Below are 17,732 nucleotides of genomic sequence, written 5' to 3'. Positions count from 1 at the left end.
CGGGCAAGGGAAAACTTCAACTGGCAAGCGAACCTGCGGCAAAAGGTGTAGGCCGGACAGTGACCATCGGCACCCGCCTGACGCCGAAAGCAGCGCCGATGCCGATCAAAACCGGATCATCATAGCCGATCACGGCGATGCCGGCGGCAAGGTCGCGCAAGGTGCCCTGCCAGCGCCGCTCGTTGCCGCGGCTGACATTGGCCGAGATGACGACCGGGGTCTCGCCGGATAACCCCTCCTCCTGGAGGTGCGCGGCGATGGCGGGTGCGGTGCGTCCGCCCATGTAGAAGACCGTCGTGGTCCTCGGGTCGGCAATGGCGCGCCAATCCATATCGGCGGGCAGGCCGCCATGGCGGGAGTGGCCGGTGACGAAGCGCACCGCCTGGGCATGGTCGCGATGGGTGAGCGAAAGACCGAGACGCGCGGCCATGGCGCTCGCGGCGGTGATGCCGGGCACGACATCGACCGGGATGCCTTCCTCTTCCAGCCGCGCGATCTCCTCGCCGGCCCGGCCGAAGATCATGGGATCGCCAGCCTTCAGGCGAACGACGCGTTTGCCGGCGCGCGCCAGCGCCACCATCATGTCGTTGATGTCCTCCTGCCGGCAGCTTTCGCGCCCGCCGCGCTTGCCGACCAGCATACGCTTGGCCTCCCGCCGCGCGAGTTCCAGAACCTCGCTCGATACCAGATCGTCGAACAGAATGACGTCGGCCGCCTGCAGCGCCCGTACCGCCTTCAGCGTCAGATACTCGCTGTCGCCGGGGCCGGCGCCGACAAGCGTCACGCGGCCGGTGGCGGCATGGTTTGCCGACAGGCGCTCCATCTCCGCCACCAGCCGCGTATCGACACCCTCCTCCGGTGTCGCCTGAAAAGCGAGATCGACGAAACGCTCCCAGAAGGCGCGGCGCGGCGCACCGGGCTTCAGCCGTGCGTTGACCTTGTCCCTTAGCGTCTGCGCCAGCGCCGCCCAATCCTTCAGCACCGGCGGCAGCAGCGTCTCGATACGGCGGCGGATCGCCTGGGCGAGGATGGGTGCTGCACCATCGGTCGAGATCGACACGACGACCGGCGAGCGGTTGACGATCGAGCCGAACTGGAACTGGCAGAAGGCGGGCTTGTCGATGACGTTGACCAGCACACCGGCCTGCTGGGCAGCCGCGAAGAAGGTCCGTGCCTCCTCGTCGCTCCCACAATCGGCGATCGCGAGCGCGGCACCGGCCAGCGCATCCGCCTGCCAAGGCTCGCGGTGATGAATGAGGCGACCGGAGGGATGAGCAGCACCTTTCTCGATCAATGCGGTGCAGACTTCGCCGAGCTCTTCCGCCGGCGCATGGATATGTACTTCGGCACCACAGGCGGCCAGCAGCTCCGCCTTCCAGGCGGCGGCGTCGCTGCCGCCTGACACCACGGCACGCTTGCCTTCGAGCGACCAGAAGACCGGCAGCTTGGCGAGCGCGGCCATGCGCGTCGGTTCGGCGCGCGATCGCTCTTCATTCCGCAGCGGCAGCAAGGCATCCATCAATGATCCCCCTGATCTCGGCGCGGCAAGAGCCGCAGTTGGTTCCGGCACTCACGGCCTGTCCGACCGCTTCGACCGAGCGACAGCCGCCGCGGACGGCGGCGACGATCTGGTTGACGCCGAGGTTGAAGCAGGAGCAGACGGTCGCGCCCGGATCCGGCCTGTCGGCACCGGGCCGGCCGGCAACGAGCGCAAAGCGCATGCGCAAATCCGCATGCGAGACGCTGAGCTGCTCGACCGCCCAATTGCGGGCAACCGCCACGGGCTCGGGCGCGAGAAAAAGCGCCAGCAGCAGACGATCGCCGTCGAAGAAGGCAAGGCGGCGCTGACCGGAAAGACCGTCGGCATAACCGATCGGCTCGATGTCTTGCGCAAGGCCAAAGGTCCCGCGGCACCAGCCGATCCAATCCTCCGGCGCCTCTGCCGTGGCAAGCTCCAGGCGCCAACCGCCCTTCGCCTTGGCGACCGCCCAGTAGCCGAGATCAAGACCCGAGGGTTTCGCTGCGCTGACCGCGAAGCCATAGGTCGAGGCGGAAAAGCGGCTGATCGCGACGGCGACATTCTTGGAGGCCGGCTGGCCGGAGACCGGATCGGTTATCGGCGGGACCAGGGCATCGACGCGCGCCTTCGCGGCGAACTGATCATTCCAGTGCATGGGCACGAAGAGATTGCCGCGCGCCTGACGTTCGGTGATAAGCGCGCGGATGATCGCCGAACCGTGGGGGCCTTCGAGCGCGACGAGATCGGCCGGCGCGATTCCGAGGTCCATCGCGTCGCGCGGGTGGATCTCGGCAAAAGGTTCGGCGAGGTGAGCCGAGAGCCGCGCGCTCTTTCCGGTGCGGGTCATCGTATGCCAGTGGTCACGCACGCGGCCGGTATTCAAGGTGAAGGGAAAGGCGTCGCTGACGCGGACCGGAACGCTGCTTGCGACCGCCACGAAGCGGGCGTGCCCATCCGCGTGGAAGAAGCCGCCATCGGCAAAGTAGCGGGTCTCAGCCTTCGGTTTCCCCTGTGGCTGCGGCCACTGGAACGGCGCGAGCGCGTCATAGCCGGCAGCGTCGATCTCAGCATGGGCGCCGATATCGAAATCCCGCCGTCCGTCATTCTCAAAGCCCGAAAGGCCGGCATGCTCGGCAAAAATCTCGGCCGGCGAGGTAAAGGCAAAGGCGCCCTGGAAGCCCATGCGGCGGGCTACCTCGGCAAGCTGCCACCAGTCGGCGCGGGCTGCGCCGGGAGCCGCAAGGAAACCGCGCTGGCGGGAGATGCGGCGCTCGGAGTTGGTGACGGTGCCGTCCTTCTCGCCCCAGCCGAGCGAGGGCAGCAGCACGTGGGCGTGGCGGGTGGTGTCGGTTTCTCGGAGCACATCGGAGACGACCACGAAGGGACAGGCCCTGAGGGCGGCCTCGACGGCATCGGCATCCGGCATGGAGACCACAGGATTGGTCGCCATGATCCAGATCGCTTTGATGCGGCCGTCGGCGACGGCGTCAAACATGTCGACGGCCTTCAGCCCCGGCTTTGCGGCGATCGACGGCGCGCCCCAGAAACGGCGCACCTGATCGCGATGCCCGGCCTTCTCGATATCCATGTGCGCGGCGAGCATGTTGGCGAGGCCGCCGACCTCGCGGCCGCCCATGGCATTGGGCTGGCCGGTGAGCGAAAACGGCCCCATGCCCGGCCGGCCGATGCGGCCGGTGGCGAGGTGACAGTTGATGATCGCATTGACCTTGTCCGTGCCGGAGGAAGACTGGTTGACGCCCTGACTATAGCAGGTGACGACCTTTTCCGTCGTTTCGAACAGGCGGAAGAAGGCGGCGATTTCCGAGACTTCCAGCCCTGTTGCCTGCACCAAAGTGGCCTGGTCGAGCGCATCTGCTGCGGCGAGGGCTTCAGCGAAACCGCTGGTGTGGGCGGCGACGTAGGACTGATCGACAGCAGGGCTTGCCGCCAGATGGGCGAAGAGCGCGTTGAACAGCGCCACGTCGCCATCGGGACGGATTGCCAGATGCAGGTCGGCGATATCGGCAGTCATCGTGCGGCGCGGATCGATCACCACCACCCGCATCTCGGGTCGCGCGGCCTTGGCGGCAGCGAGGCGCTGATAGAGCACCGGGTGGCACCAGGCGAGATTGGAGCCGGTGAGCACCACGAGGTCGGCGAGTTCCAAGTCCTCATAGCAGCCAGGAACCGTATCCGAGCCGAAGGCGCGGCGGTGGCCGGCAACGGACGAGGACATGCAGAGCCGCGAATTGGTGTCGATATTGGCCGAGCCGATGAAGCCCTTCATCAGCTTATTGGCGACGTAATAGTCTTCGGTCAGCAACTGCCCGGAGACATAGAAGGCGACCGAGTCCGATCCGTGTTCGGCGATCGTCTGGGCGAAGCGCGCGGCGACGAGATCGAGCGCCTCGTCCCAGCCGGCCTGCTTGCCGCCGATCTCCGGATGCAGCAGCCGGCCGTCGAGGTCGAGGGTCTCGGCCAGCGCCGAGCCCTTGGAGCAGAGCCTGCCAAAGTTGGCGGGATGATCGGTGTCACCGCGAACAGAGACGGCGCCATCCTCGGTGACCGTTGCGATCACGCCGCAGCCGACGCCGCAATAGGGACAGGTGGTCTTGACCTCCCGCTCCATGGCTATTCCGCCGCAATCAGCAGGCTTTCGAGCGCGATGTAGAGCGCGCCGCTGTCGATGCGCACCGGGACGGTGCGCACCGCGCCCTCGTCCGCCCCAAGCGCCTTGCCGGTTTCGAGCGAGATCACCCAGTTATGCAGGGGGCAGGTCACGGCCGCGCCGTGGACGATGCCCTGCGACAGCGGCCCGCCCTTGTGCGGGCAATGGTCCTCGATGGCGAAGACCTCGTTTTCGGCGGTGCGGAACACGGCGATCTTGCCCTGGGGCGTCTTCACGCAGCGCGCGCCCCTCAGCGGAATGTCGGAGATATCGCCGATTGGATGCCAATTCATATCCATCACCTCACTCTGCAGCTTCAGAAAAACCGACCGTCGCCATCGGCCGGAATTCGTGCTTGTCCTTGCCGGAGACGCGCTCCGACCAAGGGTCGACCTGGGCGAATTTCTGACTGAAGACGAAGCGGTCGAAATAGGCCTTGCGCTTGTCGGCATCACCGATGATCTGGCGGCGGATTTCGTCGAGGCCGACGCGTTTCGCCCATTTGTAGATGCGCTCGAGGTAGCGTGCCTGCTCGCGATACATCTGCGTCAGCGCCACGATATGCTCCAGCGCCTCGTCCTCGGTCTTCACCAGGCCAAGAACTTCCGTGCCCTTGATGTCGAGCCCGGCCGCCCCGGCGAAATGAATCTCGAAGCCCGAATCGACGCAGATGACGCCGATGTCCTTGCAGGTGGCTTCCGCGCAGTTGCGTGGACAGCCGGAGACCGCCATCTTCAGCTTGGCCGGCGTCCAGGAACCCCACATGAACTTCTCGATGCGGATGCCGAGGCCGGTCGAATCCTGGGTGCCGAAGCGGCACCAGTCGGAGCCGACGCAGGTCTTCACCGTGCGCAGCCCCTTGGCATAGGCCTGACCAGAAACGAAGCCCGCCTTGCCGAGATCGGCCCAAACCGCCGGCAGGTTTTCCTTCTCGATGCCGAGCAGGTCGATGCGCTGGCCGCCGGTCACCTTGACCAGCGGGATCTCGAACTTGTCGACGACATCGGCAATGGCGCGCAATTCCTGCGCATTGGTGACGCCGCCCCACATGCGCGGCACGACCGAATAGGTGCCGTCCTTCTGGATATTGGCGTGGACGCGCTCATTGATGAAACGCGACTGGTAGTCGTCGGCATATTCGTCCGGCCAGTCACAGACGAGGTAGTAGTTGAGCGCCGGACGGCATTTGGCGCAGCCGCAAGAGGTCTTCCATTCCAGCTCTTGCATGACGGCGGGAATGGTCTTCAGGCCCTTGGCCTTGATCAGCCGGCGCACGTCGTCATGGCCGAACTCGGTGCAGGTGCACATCGGCTGGACGGCCGCGGGATTGTAGCTGTCGCCGAGTGTCAGCGACATCAGTTGCTCGACAAGGCCGGTGCAGGAGCCGCAGGAGGCGGACGCCTTGGTATGAGCCCGCACGTCATCGAGCGAGCTCAGGCCCTTGGTGCCAATGGTCTCGACGATCTTGCCCTTGCAGACGCCGTTGCAGCCGCAGATCTCCGCATCATCCGGCAAGGCTGCAACGGCCGCCATAGGGTCCAGGGGCGACCCTCCCTGATAGGCCTGGCCGAAGATCAGCGTGTCGCGCATTTCCGAGATGTCGGTGCCACGCTTCATCAGATCGTTGAACCAGGCCCCGTCGGCCGTCTCCCCGTAGAGCACCGTGCCGATGATGCGGTTCTCCTTGAGCACCAGGCGCTTGTAGACGCCGGCGGTCGCGTCGCGCAGCACAATCTCCTCGCGCCCTTCGCCATCAGCGAAATCACCGACCGAATAGAGGTTGATGCCGGTCACCTTCAGTTTTGTCGGTGTATCGGAATGAACAAAAGCACCACTGCGATCGCCGGCCAGGTGGCGGGCGGCAACCCGCGCCATCTCATAGAGCGGCGCCACAAGGCCGTAGACCATGCCGCCGACCTCGGCACATTCGCCAAGCGCCATGATGTGCCCGTCGGAGGTCTGCATGCCGGCGTCGACGACGATGCCGCGGTTGGTGGCAAGTCCGGCCTCCCTGGCAAGGCCGACATTCGGTCGGATGCCGACCGCCATCACGACCAGTGTCGCCGGGATGATGCGGCCGTCATCGAGTTCGATGCCCTCGACTTTTTCTTCGCCGATGATCCGCTTGGTGTTCGCCTTGGTGATGACCTTGATGCCACGCTCTTCGACCGCCTTCTGCAGCAGGTAACCGGCGGCGGGGTCGAGCTGCCGCTCCATCAAGGTCGGCATGACGTGCAGCACGGTAACGTCCATGCCGCGTGCATTGAGGCCGGCCGCCGCTTCGAGGCCGAGAAGACCGCCGCCGATGACGACAGCCTTTTCGCGCGACTGGGCCGCAAGCAACATCGCCTGCACGTCGTCGAGGTCGCGATAGGTGATGACGCCGCGCAGGTCCTTGCCCGGCACAGGAATGATGAAGGGCACCGAGCCCGTCGCGATCACCAGCTTGTCGTAGCTCTCGGTGACGCCATAGTCGGACGTGACGGTCTTGGCGTCACGGTCGATGGCGATGATCTTGTGGCCCTTGTAGAGCGTGATGCCGTGCTTGATGTACCAACCATCGCCATGGATGATGATCTGCTCGTAATCCTTTTCCCCCGACAGCACCGGCGACAGCATGATGCGGTCGTAATTAACGCGCGGCTCGGCGTTGAAGATCGTCACCGCGTAGCGGCCCGGTGCCTTCTCGAAGAGCTCCTCCAGCATGCGGCCCGGCGCCATGCCGTTGCCGATGATCACGAGCTTTTCAGTGGTGTGTTCGGCCATGGGATCACTCCGCAGCTTCGACGAAGCGGTGGCGCTCATAGAGAAATTTGAGCACGGCTTCGCGGCATTTGAGGTAGGTTCGGTCGCCGGCAAGCTCGATGCGCCGGCGCGGGCGGGCGAGCGGCACGTCGAGGATCTCGCCAATGCGGGCCGACGGCCCGTTGGTCATCATCACGATGCGATCGGAGAGCAGCACCGCCTCGTCGACATCGTGCGTGATCATCAACACGGTATTGCCGAGTTCGGCATGGATCTGCATCACCTGGTCCTGCAAATGTGCCCGCGTCAGCGCGTCGAGAGCGCCGAAGGGCTCGTCGAGCAGCAGCACCTTCGGCTCCATCGCAAGCGCGCGGGCGATGCCGACGCGCTGCTTCATGCCGCCGGAGATTTCAGAGGGTCGCTTGTCGGCCGCATGCGCCATCTGCACCAGTTCCAGGTTGCGCATCGTCCAGTCGTGGCGCTCGGCCTTGCTCTTGCTGCCCGCGAAGACCTTGTCGACGCCGAGGCGGACGTTTTCGTAGACCGTCAGCCAGGGCAGCAGAGAATGGTTCTGGAAGACGACGGCGCGATCCGGCCCCGGCTCGTCGGCAACCCGGCCGTCGAGCAGGACGACGCCGGTCGTCGCCTGTGTCAAGCCGGCAACGATGTTGAGCAGGGTCGACTTGCCGCAGCCGGAATGGCCGATGATCGAAATGAACTCGCCCTTGTCGACCGACAGCGAAACCTGCTTCAGCACCTCGGTGCGGCTACCACCGCGCTCGAAGCTCTTATCGATCAGTTCCAGCGAAAGATAGCTCTTGGTCATGGCTTTCCCCTCTCTCAGGCGGTTGCAGTGCCGCGTGTGACGACGCGGCCGACGAGGGCGATGAGGCGATCGAGCAGAAAGCCAACGATGCCGACATAGATGAGCGCAACGATGATGTCGCTGATCAGCGAGGAGTTCCAGGCATCCCAGATGAAGAAGCCGATGCCGACGCCGCCGATCAGCATTTCGGCCGCGACGATCGCGAGCCAGGAAAGGCCGATACCGATGCGCAGGCCGGTGAAGATGTAGGGGGCTGCGGCCGGCAGCATGATCTTGGCGAAATACTCGAGGGCGTTAAGGCGCAGCACCTTGGCGACGTTCTGGTAGTCCTGCGGAATGTTGCGAATGCCGACGGCGGTGTTGATGATGATCGGCCAGATGGCGGTGATGAAGATCACGAAGATCGCCGACGGGTTGCCGTCCTGGAAGGCAGCCAGCGACAGGGGCAGCCAGGCCAGCGGCGGCACGGTGCGCAGCACCTGGAAGATCGGATCGAGGCCACGCATGGCAAGCTGGCTCTGGCCGACCAGCGCGCCGAGCGCGATGCCGACGACGGCGGCGAGCGCATAGCCGATTGCGACGCGCTGCAGGCTCGCCGCTATGTGCCAGAAGAGCCCCTGGTCGACGCCCTGGCCGGCATAGAAGGGATGGGCGATCAGGTCCCAGCTTTCCTCCAGCACCCGCGTCGGCGACGGCAGGCTGGAATCAGGCGCCGAACAGGCGACCTGCCAGGCGACGAGGATCAGCGCCAGCGTGACGAGAAGCGGCAAGACGTTCGTGGCTGCAGCAACGAGCCTCGCGGTAAGCGGCCGGCTACTGCCGACGCTCGCCGAGCGGGTGAAGGCGATGACGCGCGCGGCTGGTCGAGGCATAGCGTCCCGCTTGAGTTTGAGATTGGTGACGGTCATGCCGTTCTCCTTGGAATTCGGAACGGATGGTCGCGAAGCACTCTGGCCGCGACCATCGCAATGGTCAGGCGACGCGCGAGATCGAAAGGCTCTTGAGGTAGGCCAGCGGATCCGCGGGATCGAAAACCTTGCCGTCGAAGAAGTTTTCGACGCCGCGCGAGGTGGATGCCGGCATGTCGGTCACCCCCAGATCCTTGGCGGCCTCGCGCCAGATATCCTCACGGTTGACCTTGGCGACGAGTGCCTTGATGTCGGTATCGGGCGCGAACTTGCCCCAGCGGATGTTCTCGGTGAGGAACCAGGCGTCGTGGCTCTGGAACGGATAGGAGGCGTGATCGCGCCAGAACTTCATGAAGTGCGGGCTCTGCTCGACGACCTTGCCGTTGCCGTAGTCGTATTCGCCCTTGAGACGATCGACGATGTCCTTTGGCGGCACATTGAACCAGCTGCGCTTGCCGACGATCCTCGCCAGCTCGTCCTTGTTGGCCATGTCGTCGCACCATTGCGCCGCTTCCTGGATCGCCATGGTGAGCGCCTTGGCCGCGCGCGGGTTTTTCTCCACCCAATCGGCGCGCATGGCGAAGGACTTTTCCGGATGCTCGTTCCAGATCTCGGCGGTGTTGGCGGCGGTGTAACCGATCTTCTGATTGACGAGCTGCTCGTTCCAGGGCTCGCCGACGCAGAAACAGTCCATGGTGCCGACCTTCATGTTGGCGACCATCTGCGGCGGCGGCACGACGATGGTTTCGACATCCGTGTCCGGATCGATGCCGCCGGCGGCGAGCCAATAGCGGATCCAGAGATCATGGGTGCCGCCGGGGAAGGTCATCGCCACCTTGGCGGCGGCACCTTCGGCCTTCTTTTTGGCGAACGCTTCCTTGAGCGCCGATGCATCGAGGCCGACCTTGAGATCGGCATAGGCCTGGCCGACCGAGATCGCCTGCGCATCGAGATTGAGGCGGGCAAGAATTGCCATCGGCAGCGGCTGGTTGTTCTGAGTGACCTTGCCGGTCGAGATCAGATAGGGCATCGGCGTCAGGATATGGGCGCCATCGATGCCGGAACCGGCGGAACCCAGCACCAGGTTGTCGCGTGTCGTACCCCAGGAGGCCTGCTTGACGACCTCGACTTCGGTCATCCCGTATTTGTCGAAGAGACCCTTTTCCTTGGCGATGATCAGCGGTGCCGAGTCGGTGAGCGCGATGAAGCCGAGCACGGCCTTGGTGGTTTCCGGACCGGAGCTTTGCGCGAAGGCACCGGATGGGAAGGCCGACTTGACCGCGCCAAACAGGGCGGCGGTTGCCGTGGTCTTCAGCAGGCTGCGGCGGGTCAGGCCGCCGGTCGAAAACTTGGTCATGCGCAGGTTCCTCTGCTGGCCGGATAACCGGACATAAAAAAACGCCGCTCGGTGATTGCGTCCGGGATCGGGAGGAATCCTCGGAACAAAAACCTTGCGACGTCGGTGTCTTCGGCAAACGCGATCTGGCGTTTGATCTCGCTTCGATCGCCATTGACCGAAGCATTTCTAGAAAAGCAAAGGCCGTGCCAGTTCGCTGACTTGACCTTTAGATACTTGAATTCAAAACGTAATTTTCGGACTCAGGTGCAGCGCACATAAATTCGCCTATTGTAGAGTCTGCTGAATTATTGTGCGGCGCACATATTTCGCATCCGGAGTCTGCACAAACATGGTGCGTCATCCTCAGCTCTCCTGCTCAACCGAAACGCTCGCCATGGAAGCGCGAACGGGGAAAGAGCGGACATAAGCCTCGATATCCGCGGGATCGAAAACCTGTCCGTCCATGAAGCGGTCGCCCGGCCTGTCGCCCTCGATACGAATGGCGGTATCGGCGGGAATGGCGGCCTCGCCGAGCGCCTGGCGATAGAGGTCGGGGCGATAGGCGGCAGCGGCCAGCGCCTGCATCTCGGGCGACAATCGCGCCTGCCCCCAGCGCACCATCTGGCTGTAGAGCCAGAGCGCCTGGCCGGGACGGGGATAGTTGGCGTGCTCGCGATGGAAGACGAAGTAGTTGTCAATCACGCGCCTGTTGCCGGCCGCATCGATGGTGAACTCGCCGGCGAGAACCCGGCGGATGATTTCGACCGGGGCGCCCACGTAGCGGGGGGCGGCAAGCAGTTCGGCAAGCATGCCGCGATTGTCGGGCTCGTCGCACCAGCGCGCCGCCCGGTCGAGTGCCACGATCAGACGCGATACGGTCTCGGCGTTGGTCTCCGCCCATTCCGGCCGCATGCCGATCACCTTTTCCGGTGCCGAAGGCCAGATGTCCTGCTTGGCGGCGACGATGCGCCCGAGGCCGCGCTCGGAGGCCACCATGTTCCAGGGCGCGCCGACGCAGAAACCGTCGATGGCGCCGGCGGCGAGCGCATCGGAGGTCAAGGGTGGCGGCACGACCACGAGCTTCACATCGCGATCCGGATCGATACCGCCTGCAGCCAGCCAGTAGCGGACCTCGTAGTTGTGCGAGGAGAACGGATAGGTGACGCCGAGCCTTGGCGCCGGCTCGCCGCCGTTGCGCATCCGGCCGAGCACCGCAGCGAGTGCACGTGCATGGGCGAGCGCATTCTCCACCTCGCCAAGATCACCCTCCTCCTGCATACGGGCGAACAGCCGGTTGGAAAGCGTGATCGCATTGCCGCCGCGCCCGAGCGAGAAAGGCGCGATCGTTGGCGAGGGATTGGAACCGAGGCCGAGCATGGCCGCGACCGGCATCGGCGAGAGCATGTGGGCGATATCGAACTGACGAAAGGCGAGGCGGTCGCGCACATTGGCCCAGGAGACATCCTTGACGAGATCGAGCGTCAGCCCCTCCTTGCGAGCGAAGCCGAGTTCCGCCGCTGCGATCAGCACGGCGGCATCGACCAGCGGAATGAAGCCGGCGCGGATCGTTCGTGCCCCCTCGCCACCCAGTCTCACCGGCGCGGGCAGACCCTCGCCCATCGCCGCGCCGGGTCGCGAATTGTCGATGGTCGTCGTCATGATGTTCACTCCGGTATCTCCTTCCGACAGCATCGGAAACCGCGCCCTCACATCAGCAGGCCTGCGGCCGTCACCACGCTTTGCGCGATCTCCGACATCTTCTTCTTTTCGTTCATCGCCGTCTGGCGCAGCAGCGCGAAGGCCTCATCCTCGGAGAGACCCCGCATCTTCATCAGGATGCCCTTGGCGCGCTCGATCACCTTGCGCTCTTCCAGCGCCGATTTCGCATCGGCAAGCTCACGCTGCAGCCGGCTGAAGGCGTTGAAGCGGCTGACGGCCATGTCGAGGATCGGCTTGACGCGCTCCTTCTTCAGTCCGTCAACCACATAGGCGGAGACGCCCGCCTCCACCGCGGCCTCGATCGAGGCCGTATCGGAGCGGTCGACGAACATGGCGATCGGCCGCCCGACGGTGCGGGTCAGCTGGAACAGATGCTCCATCATGTCGCGGTTGGGGTTTTCGATATCGATGACGATGACATCTGGCCTCAGCGTCTCGATGGTGCGGACCATGCCCTGGACTTCGTGGATGACCGTGACCTTGCGATGGCCGGCCTCATGCAGCCCCTCCTCGATGATCGAGGCGCGGATGGCGTTCTCGTCGATCACGAGAATGGTGAGGTCCCGATGCGTCATGCGCCGATCATGATGCAGCGCAGCATTTTTCGCAACAGGATTTGCCTAATGTTTTGACAATCTTTCAATATGCATAAATTTTACTCAACTCGCCGATTGCATTGGCAAGGCCAGGACGATAGCGGGATGCACCTGGACGATGTAGAAGACAGGAAGCAAGGGGATCGGCGCGCGGATGGCAAAGGGTCAGTTCAGGATGCTGCATAGCGCGACCGCGGGCATAGACGCGGTCGAGGCGCAAACGCGCCATTCCTTCGCCCGCCACACCCATGAGCAGTTCGGCATCGGGCTCATCTACCAGGGCGCCCAGAAATCGCTCAGCGGCCGTGGCATGGTGGAAGCCGGCGCCGGCGATATGATCACCGTCAATCCCGGCGAGGTGCATGACGGCGTGCCGATTGGCGACGCCGGGCGCTCTTGGCGCATGCTTTACTTCGATCCTGCCGTCATCTCCGCCGCCGCCGAGGATATCGGCCAGGGCCGCTCGGATGCCGACGAGTTCGCCTCACCCGCTTTCAGGGACGCGGACACGGCAAACGAATTCCGCGCGCTGTTTGCGGCAATCACAGACCCCACGGCACAGGACGAGGCGATCCGGCGCGAGGAACGGCTTCTGCTGCTGCTGGCGAGCGTTCTTGCCACCGGCAGGGCGCGGCACCACGAAAGACCGGCAATGATCACCGCCGCGAAGACGATGATCGACGACGATCCGACCGCCGCGATCACCCTTGCCGACCTCGCCGCGGAGGCAGGGCTCAGCCGCTTTCAACTGGTACGCAACTTCGCCAAATCGGTCGGCCTGACGCCGCATGCCTATATCGTCCAGCGCCGCATCGATCTCGCCCGCCGCCTGATCGGCGAAGGCATGCCGTTGGCAGAGGCCGCATTCGCCGCCGGTTTCGCCGACCAGAGCCACATGACTCGCATCTTCGTCAGCAAATACGGGCTGTCGCCGGGTGCTTACGCCGAGGCAAGAAAGTAGCACCCGCAATTCCGTTCAAGACCCGAAATCCTCTCCGGCGCATTGCTGCACCCACTGCGCGTCGAAAAGCGCGGCACTGCAACGGAGGACGGACATGTCGGAAAAATTTCGGGGCTATTTCTATCTGTCAGTGGCGATGATCCTCGTCGGCAGCACGGTGATCGCCAGCAAGATCATTGCTGCTGGTCTGGCCCCTTTCACCGCGACGGCTCTGCGCTTCGCCATCGCCTTCCCGCTCTTCCTGCTGCTGATGAAGTTCGCCGGGACGTCGTGGCCGAAACTCACGTCGCGGGACTGGCTGATCCTCATCGCCCAGGCCGGCGCCGGCAGCGTCGGCTACACCACCCTGCTGATCACCGGCCTGAGCCTGACGGCGGCAACCGACGCCGGCGTGGTGATTGGCACCCTGCCGGTCGTTTCCGCCGCCATCGCCATCCTCATACTCGGCGAGCACCCCGACCGACGGATGCTTGCGGCGATCGCGCTCGCCGCCGTCGGCGTGCTCACGATCGTCTTCAAGCCCGGCGAAGGCGCCGGCCATTCTCCGCTCGGCATCGCCCTCATCTTCGGTGCCGTCGTCTGCGAGGGCCTGTTCATCCTTCTCAACAAACGCGTCAGGGCCGAGATCTCGCCGCTGGCGCTTTCGACGCTGATGGCCGGCCTCGGCTTCGCCGTCGCTCTCATCCCCGCCCTCTTCGAACCACACGCGACTGTAGGGATCGACAAGGGCGCGATCTTTGCGGTCCTCTATTATGCGCTCGTTCCGACGGTGGCGGGCTTCGTGCTCTGGTATGCCGGCTCCGCACGGGTGAGCGGCACCGAGGCCTCCGTCTTTACGGCATTGGCGCCGGTTTCGGCCGTGCTCTTCGCCTTCCTGCTGCTCGGTGAACCGGTCGGCGTCCACCAGCTTCTCGGCATCGGCTGCGTGCTCGGCGCCATTCTTGGACTGACCGTGCCTCAGATCCGCTCCAGCCGAAGGACAGCGGGCGCCTTTCCCGCAAAGGAGGCTTGAGCCAGAATGAACCCACAGGCTTCGAGGATCTCCATGCATTTCCAACACGCAGACGATATCTGGCGCGACTTCCCGGAGCTCAGCGCCGGCGCCATCTTCATCAACGGCGTATGCAGCGATGTCTCGGTCGAGGACGATATTCGTCGCCTCCACGCGATCGCAGACGACCGCCTCGGCACGGGATCGGAAAGCGACTTGCCGGAAATCCAGGCCTGGCGCCGGACCTTTGCGAAAATGGGGCTGAAGCCGACGCAATATCGTTCGGCCTCCGAGGCGCTGCTCAGGCGCTTCCGGAAGGAAGGCGGCCTGCCGGCGATCCACCCGCTGATCGATCTCTGCAACGCCGCCTCGCTCGCCTTCGCGATCCCGATTGCGGTCTTCGACCTGTCACGCATCGCCGATTTTCTGCAGGTCCGCCGGGCGCTTGGTAAAGAAACCTATCTGACCTTCTCGGGAGAAGTGGAAAGCCCGGAACCCGGCGAGGTGATCTTTGCCGATGGCGAAGGGCGGGCGCATGCGCGGCGCTGGACCAACCGGCAGAGCGGCCATTCCGCGATCCGGCCGCAGACCACACGTGCACTGATCGTTGCCGAAGCCCTGCACGAGACGGCGCGCGACGATGTCGAGCGTTTGATGATCGCGCTTTCGGGGGCGATCGCGGCAGCCTGGGATGTTCGCCCGAACATGGCCGTGCTCGATCGCTCGTCACCGCGTTTCGATTTTTCGATTTAGGGGATCAGCCACGGCGCATCAGCGCCGAATTGCCGGCCGGTGCCGTTAGGCACCGGCCGGACGGAAAACAATCAGGCCGCCTTGGCGACGTGATATTCCTTGATCGCGACCATTTTGATCGCCGGGTAGCGCTCCGCCTCGTAGCGCAGCGAGAAGCTGTCCTGCGCCAGGAAGACCGGGTCGCCGTCGAGATCGCGGGCGATGTCGCCGCGGCGCGCCGTGACGAACTTGTCGAGATCGGCGGCTTGATCGGCCGAAATCCAGCGGCAGACGGAGAAGCGCGACATTTCGAAGGAGACCGGCAGGCCGTATTCGGCGCTGAGGCGCTCCTTCAACACGTCGAGCTGCAGCGCGCCGACAACGCCGACGATCGCCGGCGAGCCGTCTTCGGGCGAGAAGAGCTGGACGACGCCCTCTTCCGCCATCTGCTGCAGCGCTTCCTTCAGCTTCTTCGCCTTCATCGCATCCTCCAGCCGCACGCGGCGCAGGATTTCCGGCGAGAAGTTCGGCACGCCCTGGAACACCAGCGGCTCACCCTCGGTCAGCGTGTCGCCGATACGAAGCGTTCCGTGGTTCGGGATGCCGACGACGTCGCCCGCATAGGCGGTGTCGGCAAGCTGGCGCTGCGACGCGAAGAAGAACTGCGGGGCGCTGAGGCCCAGTTGCTTGCCGGTGCGCGACAGGCGCGCCTTCATGCCGCGCTCGAGCTTGCCGGAGCAGACGCGGGCAAAGGCGATGCGGTCGCGATGGTTCGGATCCATGTTGGCCTGGATCTTGAAGACGAAGGCCGTCATCTTGTCGTCGGTCGCATGCACTGTGCGGATATCCGCCACCTGGTCACGCGGCGGCGGCGCCATGTCGCCGAGCGCGTTGATGAGGTCGCGCACACCGAAGTTGCGCAGCGCCGAGCCGAAGAAGACCGGAGTCAGGTGACCTTCGAGAAAGGCCTTCTTGTCGAAGGGCTTGCAGGCCTCGATCGCCAGCGTCAGCTCGTCGGTGAAGGCGTCGCGCTCGTTTTCCGGCAGGCGATGGGAGGCCATTTCCGGACCATTGACCTTGGTCGGGATTTCCTGCGTATCAGAACCGCGCACGGTGTTGTCGGCCAGATGATAGGAACCGCAGAAGGTCTTGGACCGGCCGATCGGCCAGGTCACCGGCGCGCAATCGAGCGCCAGCTTTTCCTCGACTTCATCCAGGATCTCGAACGGATCGCGGCTCTCGCGGTCCATCTTGTTGACGAAGGTGATGATCGGGATATCGCGCATGCGGCAGACTTCGAAGAGCTTCAGCGTGCGCGGCTCGATACCCTTGGCGGCGTCGATGACCATGACCGCGGCATCCACCGCCGTCAGCGTGCGATAGGTGTCGTCGGCGAAGTCTTCGTGGCCGGGCGTATCGAGAATGTTGAAGACGTTGCCGCCATATTCGAAGGTCATCACCGAGGTGACGACCGAGATGCCGCGTTCGCGCTCGATCTTCATCCAGTCCGAACGGGTCTGGATGCGATCCTTCTTCGCCTTGACCTCGCCGGCGAGCTGGATGGCGCCGCCGAACAGCAGTAGCTTTTCGGTGAGCGTGGTCTTACCGGCGTCCGGGTGCGCAATGATCGCAAATGTGCGGCGGCGGGAGACCGCCTCGGCGAGAGTTTCAGCCATGTCGTAGAATCCTGTGAGTTGCCGCGTCCTTTACAGGCTCGGCCCCGATTATGCAATTGACCGAGACACCCACGCGCCGGCTTATGCGACCATGAGCACACATCTGTCCGAATCCCGCCCGACCCTCAACCTCGTTCGCCTGCCGCACGGCGAGGGCCTTGAGCTGCCCGCCTACGAGACATCCGGCGCCGCCGGCATGGATTTGCGCGCGGCCGTTCCCGCCGATCGCCCGCTGATGCTCACTCCGGGCAAGCGCGCGCTGGTGCCGACGGGCTTCGTCTTCGAGGTTCCGGCGGGCTATGAGGCACAGATCCGGCCGCGCTCGGGGCTCGCCTTCAAGCACGGCATCACCTGCCTCAACACGCCCGGCACGATCGACAGCGACTATCGCGGCGAGGTGAAGGTGCTGCTCGTCAATCTCGGCGACGAAGATTTCCTCATCGAGCGCGGCATGCGCATTGCCCAGATGGTGATCGCGCCGGTCACGCAGGTCACGGTCCGCGAGGCTGACGGTGCGAGCGAGACGGCCCGCGGCGCCGGCGGCTTCGGCTCCACCGGCGTTTAAACGAGATTTTTCCTAAACCAGGGGCGGAAGGCGGCGCTTGACCGGCGACGACTTGACGATCGAAGTGTTGGTCTGCGCCTTCTCGGCGATCCGGTCGAGGATCATGTCGAGCTGCGCCATGTCGCGCACGAAGAGCTTGGCGATGAAACAATCGTCGCCGGTGACCTTGTCGCATTCGACGATTTCGGGCGTGTCCTGGATCAGTCGCTCGACGATGTGCAGCATGCCCGGCATCGGCCGCACGCGGATGACCGCCTGCAGGGGATAGCCGACTTTCACCGGGTTCAGCGCGATGGTGAAGCCATCGAGGATACCGCGCTCTTCCAGCTTGCGGAGACGATCCGCAGCACTCGGAGAGGACAATCCCGCCTCCTGCGCCAGTTCCTTCAGCGAGACCCGGGCATTGGCTGCCAGAATGTCGAGGATTCGTCGGTCAATCTCGTCCAGCATCACGACACCATAAGCCACAGCAACAAACATAACTTCG

General features: G+C 64.5%; 15 protein-coding genes. 4 read left to right on the top strand and 11 right to left on the bottom strand.

The annotated features are described in order from the left end of the window. Nucleotides 1-16: 16 nt before the first annotated feature. From cysG to ACQ5BM_RS11270, 9 genes are all read right to left on the bottom strand, one after another. Nucleotides 17-1,519: a siroheme synthase CysG gene (gene cysG / locus ACQ5BM_RS11310; RefSeq protein WP_429810925.1), complete on the bottom strand. Its 1,503-nt coding sequence runs from the start codon at nt 1,517-1,519 to the stop codon at nt 17-19. Next, nucleotides 1,491-4,148 carry a molybdopterin-dependent oxidoreductase gene (locus tag ACQ5BM_RS11305; protein WP_429810923.1) on the bottom strand — a complete coding sequence of 886 codons (2,658 nt, stop codon included), beginning with the start codon at nt 4,146-4,148 and terminating at the stop codon, nt 1,491-1,493. The genes cysG and ACQ5BM_RS11305 overlap by 29 nt, the downstream gene beginning before the upstream one ends. 2 nt (nt 4,149-4,150) lie before the next feature. Continuing rightward, nucleotides 4,151-4,486, bottom strand: a complete 336-nt coding sequence (gene nirD / locus ACQ5BM_RS11300; RefSeq protein ID WP_429810922.1) for a nitrite reductase small subunit NirD — start codon at nt 4,484-4,486, stop codon at nt 4,151-4,153. 4 nt (nt 4,487-4,490) lie between these two features. After that, nucleotides 4,491-6,953: a nitrite reductase large subunit NirB gene (gene nirB / locus ACQ5BM_RS11295; RefSeq protein WP_429810920.1), complete on the bottom strand. Its 2,463-nt coding sequence runs from the start codon at nt 6,951-6,953 to the stop codon at nt 4,491-4,493. A 4-nt stretch (nt 6,954-6,957) separates the two neighbouring features. Then, on the bottom strand, nt 6,958-7,758 hold the full coding sequence (locus tag ACQ5BM_RS11290; RefSeq protein WP_429810918.1) for an ABC transporter ATP-binding protein: 801 nt from the start codon (nt 7,756-7,758) through the stop codon (nt 6,958-6,960). Between the two features lie 14 nt (nt 7,759-7,772). Beyond that, entirely contained in the window at nt 7,773-8,666 is an 894-nt protein-coding gene (ntrB, locus tag ACQ5BM_RS11285) for a nitrate ABC transporter permease (RefSeq protein ID WP_429810916.1), read from the bottom strand. Between the two features lie 64 nt (nt 8,667-8,730). Next, on the bottom strand, nt 8,731-10,023 hold the full coding sequence (locus tag ACQ5BM_RS11280; RefSeq protein WP_429810914.1) for a CmpA/NrtA family ABC transporter substrate-binding protein: 1,293 nt from the start codon (nt 10,021-10,023) through the stop codon (nt 8,731-8,733). 345 nt (nt 10,024-10,368) lie between these two features. Continuing rightward, a complete protein-coding gene (locus ACQ5BM_RS11275; protein ID WP_429811159.1) occupies nt 10,369-11,664 on the bottom strand; it encodes a CmpA/NrtA family ABC transporter substrate-binding protein in 1,296 nt (431 codons plus the stop codon). Nucleotides 11,665-11,711: 47 nt separating this feature from the next. Further along, entirely contained in the window at nt 11,712-12,299 is a 588-nt protein-coding gene (locus ACQ5BM_RS11270) for an ANTAR domain-containing response regulator (RefSeq protein ID WP_429810912.1), read from the bottom strand. A gap of 175 nt (nt 12,300-12,474) precedes the next feature. Between ACQ5BM_RS11270 and ACQ5BM_RS11265 the strand changes: the two genes are divergently transcribed. From ACQ5BM_RS11265 to ACQ5BM_RS11255, 3 genes are all read left to right on the top strand, one after another. Beyond that, nucleotides 12,475-13,281: an AraC family transcriptional regulator gene (locus ACQ5BM_RS11265; RefSeq protein ID WP_429810910.1), complete on the top strand. Its 807-nt coding sequence runs from the start codon at nt 12,475-12,477 to the stop codon at nt 13,279-13,281. Nucleotides 13,282-13,375: 94 nt separating this feature from the next. Next, nucleotides 13,376-14,293: a DMT family transporter gene (locus ACQ5BM_RS11260; RefSeq protein WP_429810908.1), complete on the top strand. Its 918-nt coding sequence runs from the start codon at nt 13,376-13,378 to the stop codon at nt 14,291-14,293. A gap of 33 nt (nt 14,294-14,326) precedes the next feature. Next, on the top strand, nt 14,327-15,025 hold the full coding sequence (locus tag ACQ5BM_RS11255; RefSeq protein WP_429810906.1) for a B3/B4 domain-containing protein: 699 nt from the start codon (nt 14,327-14,329) through the stop codon (nt 15,023-15,025). 71 nt (nt 15,026-15,096) lie between these two features. On the opposite strand, the gene ACQ5BM_RS11250 is transcribed toward ACQ5BM_RS11255, so the two are convergent. Next, entirely contained in the window at nt 15,097-16,680 is a 1,584-nt protein-coding gene (locus ACQ5BM_RS11250; protein WP_429810904.1) for a peptide chain release factor 3, read from the bottom strand. Nucleotides 16,681-16,771: 91 nt separating this feature from the next. Between ACQ5BM_RS11250 and dut the strand changes: the two genes are divergently transcribed. Continuing rightward, nucleotides 16,772-17,245 carry a dUTP diphosphatase gene (gene dut / locus ACQ5BM_RS11245; protein WP_429810902.1) on the top strand — a complete coding sequence of 158 codons (474 nt, stop codon included), beginning with the start codon at nt 16,772-16,774 and terminating at the stop codon, nt 17,243-17,245. A 12-nt stretch (nt 17,246-17,257) separates the two neighbouring features. Here dut and ACQ5BM_RS11240 read toward each other — a convergent pair whose 3' ends face one another. Beyond that, nucleotides 17,258-17,695: an Lrp/AsnC family transcriptional regulator gene (locus ACQ5BM_RS11240; RefSeq protein WP_429810900.1), complete on the bottom strand. Its 438-nt coding sequence runs from the start codon at nt 17,693-17,695 to the stop codon at nt 17,258-17,260. Nucleotides 17,696-17,732 lie beyond the last annotated feature (37 nt).

The sequence above is a fragment of the Ensifer sp. B1-9 genome (assembly GCF_050474445.1).
Taxonomy (GTDB): Bacteria; Pseudomonadota; Alphaproteobacteria; order Rhizobiales; family Rhizobiaceae; genus Ensifer.
This window is presented reverse-complemented; position numbering and strand designations above follow the sequence as displayed.